Source organism: Streptomyces sp. NPDC003077, assembly GCF_040611095.1.
Classification (GTDB): domain Bacteria; phylum Actinomycetota; class Actinomycetes; order Streptomycetales; family Streptomycetaceae; genus Streptomyces.
Genome location: NZ_JBEXNM010000136.1, coordinates 1 through 5,407 on the forward strand (window position 1 = coordinate 1; position 5,407 = coordinate 5,407).

At 71.7% G+C, this 5,407-nt stretch carries 4 protein-coding genes; 2 read left to right on the forward strand and 2 right to left on the reverse strand.

What is annotated here, in order from left to right; all coding sequences use genetic code 11:
• Window positions 1-61 precede the first annotated feature (61 nt).
• Window positions 62-862 (reverse strand): ABC transporter ATP-binding protein, encoded by an 801-nt coding sequence (locus tag ABZX96_RS37860; protein ID WP_355554178.1) that lies wholly within the window; start codon window positions 860-862, stop codon window positions 62-64.
• A complete protein-coding gene (locus ABZX96_RS37865) occupies window positions 855-1,805 on the reverse strand; it encodes an ABC transporter permease (RefSeq protein WP_355554181.1) in 951 nt (316 codons plus the stop codon). Before ABZX96_RS37865 ends, ABZX96_RS37860 begins: the two co-directional genes overlap by 8 nt.
• 211 nt (window positions 1,806-2,016) lie before the next feature.
• On the opposite strand from ABZX96_RS37865, the gene ABZX96_RS37870 reads away from it, so the two are divergent.
• Entirely contained in the window at window positions 2,017-2,673 is a 657-nt protein-coding gene (locus ABZX96_RS37870) for a TetR/AcrR family transcriptional regulator (RefSeq protein ID WP_355554184.1), read from the forward strand.
• 597 nt (window positions 2,674-3,270) lie between these two features.
• Window positions 3,271-5,265 carry a glycosyltransferase family 4 protein gene (locus ABZX96_RS37875; RefSeq protein ID WP_355554187.1) on the forward strand — a complete coding sequence of 665 codons (1,995 nt, stop codon included), beginning with the start codon at window positions 3,271-3,273 and terminating at the stop codon, window positions 5,263-5,265.
• Window positions 5,266-5,407: the final 142 nt, after the last annotated feature.

Consider the following 5,407-nt stretch of genomic DNA (forward strand, 5'->3'; position numbering starts at 1 on the left):
GGGCCGGGGGCGCCCCGTTTTCACGCGCGGGCGTGGGACGAGGGCCCCGCGTGGGTGCCGCTCAGCCCCGGGTGGATTCCTCGTAGGCGGCCACGACCTCGTCCGCCGGGCCGTCCATGAGGAGTTCGCCGCGCTCCAGCCACAGGGCGCGGTCGCAGGTGTCCCGGATCGTCGTGTTGTTGTGGCTGACGAGGAAGACGGTGCCCGCCTCCTCGCGCAGTTCGCGGATGCGGGCCTCGGAGCGCTTCTGGAAGCCGCGGTCGCCGGTGGCCAGCGCCTCGTCGATCAGCAGGACCTCGTGGCCGCGGGCCGCGGCGATGGAGAACCGCAGCCGGGCCGCCATGCCGGAGGAGTACGTGCGCATCGGCAGGGAGATGAAGTCGCCCTTCTCGTCGATGCCGGAGAAGTCGACGATGTCCTGGAAGCGGCCCCGCACCTCCTCCCGGGACATGCCCATGGCCAGGCCGCCGAGCAGCACGTTCCTGGCGCCCGTCAGGTCGTTCATCAGGGCCGCGTTCACCCCGAGGAGTGAGGGCTGCCCCTCGGTGTAGACGCGTCCGGCGGCGGGCGGCAGCAGGCCCGCGACCGCGCGCAGCAGCGTGGACTTCCCCGAGCCGTTGGAGCCGATGAGCCCGATGGCCTCGCCCCGGCGCGCGACGAAGCCGACGCCCCGCACGGCGTGCACCTCGCGGGTACCGGCGGCGGCCGGGCGCCGGATCAGCCGGTGCAGGGCGGATGCGGCGCCGCCCCGGCCGCCGGTGGTGCCGTGCACCGTGTAGACGACGTGCAGGTCGTCGACGACGACGGTGGGGCGCGCGTCGGAGGCCGGGGCGGGGGTGTGGGAAACGGTGGGGTCAGCCACGTCCGTACCTCTCTTCCGCCTTCCAGAAGAAGACGTAACCGCCGACGCCGATCACCAGCGCCCAGCCCAGGGCCAGCGGCCAGACGTACGGCGGCAGCGCGTGGGCGCGCTGGGAGTCGAGCAGGGCGTACCGGGCCAGGTCGATGTAGACCAGCGCCGGGTTGCAGTCGAGGAGCACCGCGATCGCGTGCGGCGCGTTCTTCGTGAACGCCGCCAGGTCGTAGAAGACCCCCGAGCAGTACATCCAGGTCCGCAGGACGAACGGCATCAACTGGCTGATGTCGGTGCTGCGTGCCCCGATCCGCGCCATGATCAGCGCCAGGCCCGCGTTGAAGACGGTCTGGAGCAGCAGCGTGGGGATCAGCAGCAGCCAGTGCCAGGTGATGGGCACGCCGCAGACCAGCACGATCACCGTCAGCGCGCCCATGGAGAAGACGAGCTGCTGGAGCTGCATCAGCGTGGCCGCCAGCGGCAGCGCGGCCCGGGGGAAGTGCAGCGCGCGGACCAGCCCCAGGTTGCCGGAGATGGCGCGGGTCCCCGCCAGCACGGCCGACTGGGTGAAGGTGAAGAAGAAGATCCCGGCGCACAGGAACGGGATGAAGTCGGGGACGCCGTGGCTGGTGCGCAGCAGCACCCCGAAGATCAGGTAGTAGACGCCCGCGTTGAGGAGCGGGGTGACCACCTGCCACGCCTGGCCGAGCCGGGCCGTGGTGTAGGTCGCGGTGAGCCGCGCGGTGGCGAACGCCGTGACGAAGTGCCGGCGCGCCCACAGCCGCCGTGTGTACTCCGGCAGCGAGGGCCGCGCCCCGCTCACCGACAGGCCGTACCGCTCGGCCAGCGCCCGCAGCTCGGGGTCCGGTGGCCGGTTCTTCGGTACGGCCGGGGCCGGGGAGCCGCCGGTGTCGCCTCGGGGGTTCGAAGGGGGAGCGAGGGTCTGGGGCATACCGCTGTCAGCCGCCTTCCGGGGCCGGTCGCCCTGAGGCGGCCGGTGTGTCGCGGGTGGGGGAGGACGGATCCGTACGCGTGCGGGTGGGCCGTGCACAGGGCTTCGCGTGCGTTACGTCGGAACGGATCCGTATCGTCGCAACGCAGAAGGTACGGCCTCGTGACGTCGGAACGCAACCGTATCGACGCACCGCCGATAGGATCGCGGCATGGCGAAGGACGAAACGGCGGACACGGGCAACGCGGCGACCGGCGGCGGCCCGGCCCCGGAACGGGCGCGCCGCGCCCCCGCGGGCGCCGCCGTGCTGCGCGAGGAGAAGACCGAGGCGATCCGCGCGGCGGTCTTCGAGGAACTGGCCGCCGTGGGGTTCGCCCGGATGTCGGTCGAGGGCATCGCGCGCCGCGCGGGCGTCGGCAAGACCGCCGTGTACCGCAGGTGGCGTTCCAAGTTGCACCTGGTGCTCGACGTGGTCGCCGCGCTCGCCTCGTCGGGGCTCCCGTCGCCGGACACCGGCAGCCTGCGGGGCGACGTCCGCATGGTGCTGGAGGTCGCGGCCGGTGCCCTGCGGCACCCGATGGCCGCTCAGATCGTCCCCGACCTGCTGGCCGAGGCCGCCCGCACCCCGGAGCTCTCCGACGCGCTGAAGACGGCGCTGCACGACAGCCAGGAGAGCGTGGCCGCGGCCGTGCTCTCCCGCGCGGTGGCCCGCGGCGAGGTGCCCCCCGGCACCGACACCCGCCTGGCCCTGGACCTGCTGACCGGCCCGCTGTACTGGCGGCTGCTGGTGGTGCGGGACGAGCTGCCGGCGGGGTATTTGGACGAGCTGGCGGGGGCGGTGGTGAGGGCGCTGGGGGCTACTGGATGAGGGGGCCGTCCCCGTTCCCTAGAGGACGGTGGACGGGGGCGTGTCCGGGGTCGTCCGGCATCCCCGTTCCCTAGAGGGCGGCGGACGGGGGCGTGCCCGGGGCCGTTCGGGAACCGTCCGGCCGCGGCGCGCGCCCCCGCTTGCCCGTGCACCCGCCCACCTGCGGCCCCCGCCCCGTACCGCCGCCGCCCGCCTGCGGCGGCTGCCTCCCCTGCGCGGCGCCCTCCCCCGCCTGCCCCGCGCAGCGCCCGCCCCCACCTGCCCGGGGCGCCCGTTCCCCTCCCCGCGGAGTGCTCCTGCCGCCCTCGGCCCCTGCCGCTCCCGGCCTCACGCCGCTCCCGACCCCACGCCGCTCCCGGCCCCTGCCGCCCCGCCCCCCCTGCCTCGCCCGCGCAGCAGGAACGGCGGCCGACTGGCCCCAGCAAAGCAGGCATATGGCTATGTTTCGGTTGTTACCCAGGAATACGTCTGCGGTGCGGGCTATGGCTCACCTGTACGATTCTTGGAGGCTTGCAAGGTGGCTTCCACGGTTGAGCGGGAGTCGCGTGATTTATCGGACTTGTGCTCCCCTCGCCGCGAAAAATGAAAGTGAAGCGCGTGAAGATATCGTTCTTGATGGTCGACCGCTGTCATATCGGCGGTGTGGTGAGCGCGACGCAGAACCTGGCGAACGCGCTCGTGGAAAAGCACGAGGTGGAAATCGTCTGCCTGCGGAAGTCGCGGGACCAGGCATACTTCCCGCTCGACCCCCGGGTCTCCACCGTCGACCTTACGGACCTGCGCAAGCACTCGCCGCGGTACGACGGGGAGAACGAACTCATCGAGAAGTTCCCGCTCGTCTACCCGAATGAGCCCAGTGATGTGAAGCCCTGGGTCAGTCGGCTCGCCGAAATCCGGCTGCGCGAATACTTGGCGACCACCGACGCCGATGTCGTCATCAGCTCGAACCCGAAGATCACGATTATCCTCGCGCAGACCCCCGGGTCATTCCTGAAGGTCGCTCAGGAGCACTCCATGCCGACGAAGTTCGGCGCGCACATCAAGAAGCCGCTGTACGAGGCGTACCCGGGGATCGACGCGATCACCGTCCTGACGCCCGAGGAGGAGCGGACCCTCGGCGGCGAGATCGCTCCTTATCGCGACCGGATCGCGATCATGCCCAACTGCATCCCCCCGGTGGGCGAGAAGCGGGCGAGCGGCCGGAACAAAATCATCGTCACCGCCGGCGTGCTGAAGGCCCACAAGGGTTTCGACGACCTGATCGACGCCTTCGCGATCGTGGCCCCGAAGTATCCGGACTGGCAGCTGCGCATTTACGGCGATGGCCCCGAGAAGGGAAAGCTGCGCCGCAAGATCGAGGAATTGCACCTGTACAGCAGTGCGCTGCTGATGGGTCCGGCGGCCCCGGTCGCCCCGGAATTCGTCAAGGGCTCGATCTTCGTTCTGCCGTCGAAGCGCGAGCCGTTCGGTGTCGTGGTGGTCGAGGCCATGGCCAGCCGGCTGCCGGTGGTCAGCACGGACTGCGACCACGGACCGCGGAACATCATCGCCCCGGGCGAGGACGGTCTCCTCGTCCCCGTCGGTGACGCCCAGGCCATGGCCGCCGCCATCATGGAGCTCATCGAGGACGACGAGCGCCGGCAGCGGATGGGCCTGACCGCCGAGCGCAACGCCGAGCGCTTCCAGCCCGAGGCGAGCGCGGCGCGGTTCGAGGCGATCCTGCGGGACGCCCTCACCCGCAAGGCGCTGCCGAGCACCGCCGCCTGCCGGGTGGCGGAGGGCGGCGACGTGCACGTCAAGGTCGCGGACCTGGGTGACGGGGACGGCGCCGAGCTGGTGTGCCGCGATCCGCAGCGCCGCAAGGAGCCGGTGACCTTTCCCTTCGTGGGCCAGGAGGCTGTCATCCCCTGGCGGGACGGGCCGGCCGAAGGCGAGTGGGAGCTGTCGCTGCGCACGGCCCAGGGCCACGAGGCCGCGCTGCACACGGACGGTTGTGACGTCCTGGAGATCCTCTCCCTCCCGCTGCCGCGCGAGGAGGGACCGGCCTTCTCCCTGCTGCTGCCCTACGTCGGCGAGAACGGCCGGCTGTCGCTGCGCAGCCTGGTGCGTCCGCGCCACTGCGAGCTGGACACCCTGGTCGTGTCGGACGAGCGGATCACGATCGACGCGCGTCTGTGGGGTGCGGAGCTGGGCGAGGGTGCCCAGGTGCGCGCCGTGCACCGTTCGGACAAGAACCGCAACCTGGAGTTCCCGGTCACCCCGGGCGAGGGCGACCGGCTGCGCTCCGAGCTGCCGTGCGAGCGACTGTCGGGCGCGCACGCGCGGGGCGGCGAGGACATCTGGGACCTGTGGCTGGTGCCCGGGAAGGACGCCGAGCCGGTGCGGATGTGCAAGCTGGCGACGGACGTGCTCCAGCCGATGAACGTCTTCACCTTCCCGCGGCCGGTGCTCCGGACGCGGGTGGCCCGGCCCGAGACGAAGGGCGGGCTGTTCGGGAAGAAGCCCGCCACGGCGGCCGTCATCCAGAACGAACTGCGCCCGTACTACTCCAGCGCGGGCCAGCTCTCGCTGAAGGTGATCGACAAGAAGTGAGGTGACCGCGCGGCCCGGTGCCGCGCGTCCACCGAAGGGAAAGGGGCCGGGGCCCGGGGGCGGCGAGCCCGGCCCGCCCCAACTAGAGGGGTATTTAGAAGTGGTTAACGATGTTGGCCCCGACGGACCAATAAACCGGGTA

Bases quoted from the DNA above. Each gene is read 5' to 3' on its own strand.
- ABZX96_RS37865 (WP_355554181.1), bottom strand. From the start codon at position 1,805: ATGCCCCAGACCCTCGCTCCCCCTTCGAACCCCCGAGGCGACACCGGC.
- ABZX96_RS37870 (WP_355554184.1), top strand. From the start codon at position 2,017: ATGGCGAAGGACGAAACGGCGGACACGGGCAACGCGGCGACCGGCGGC.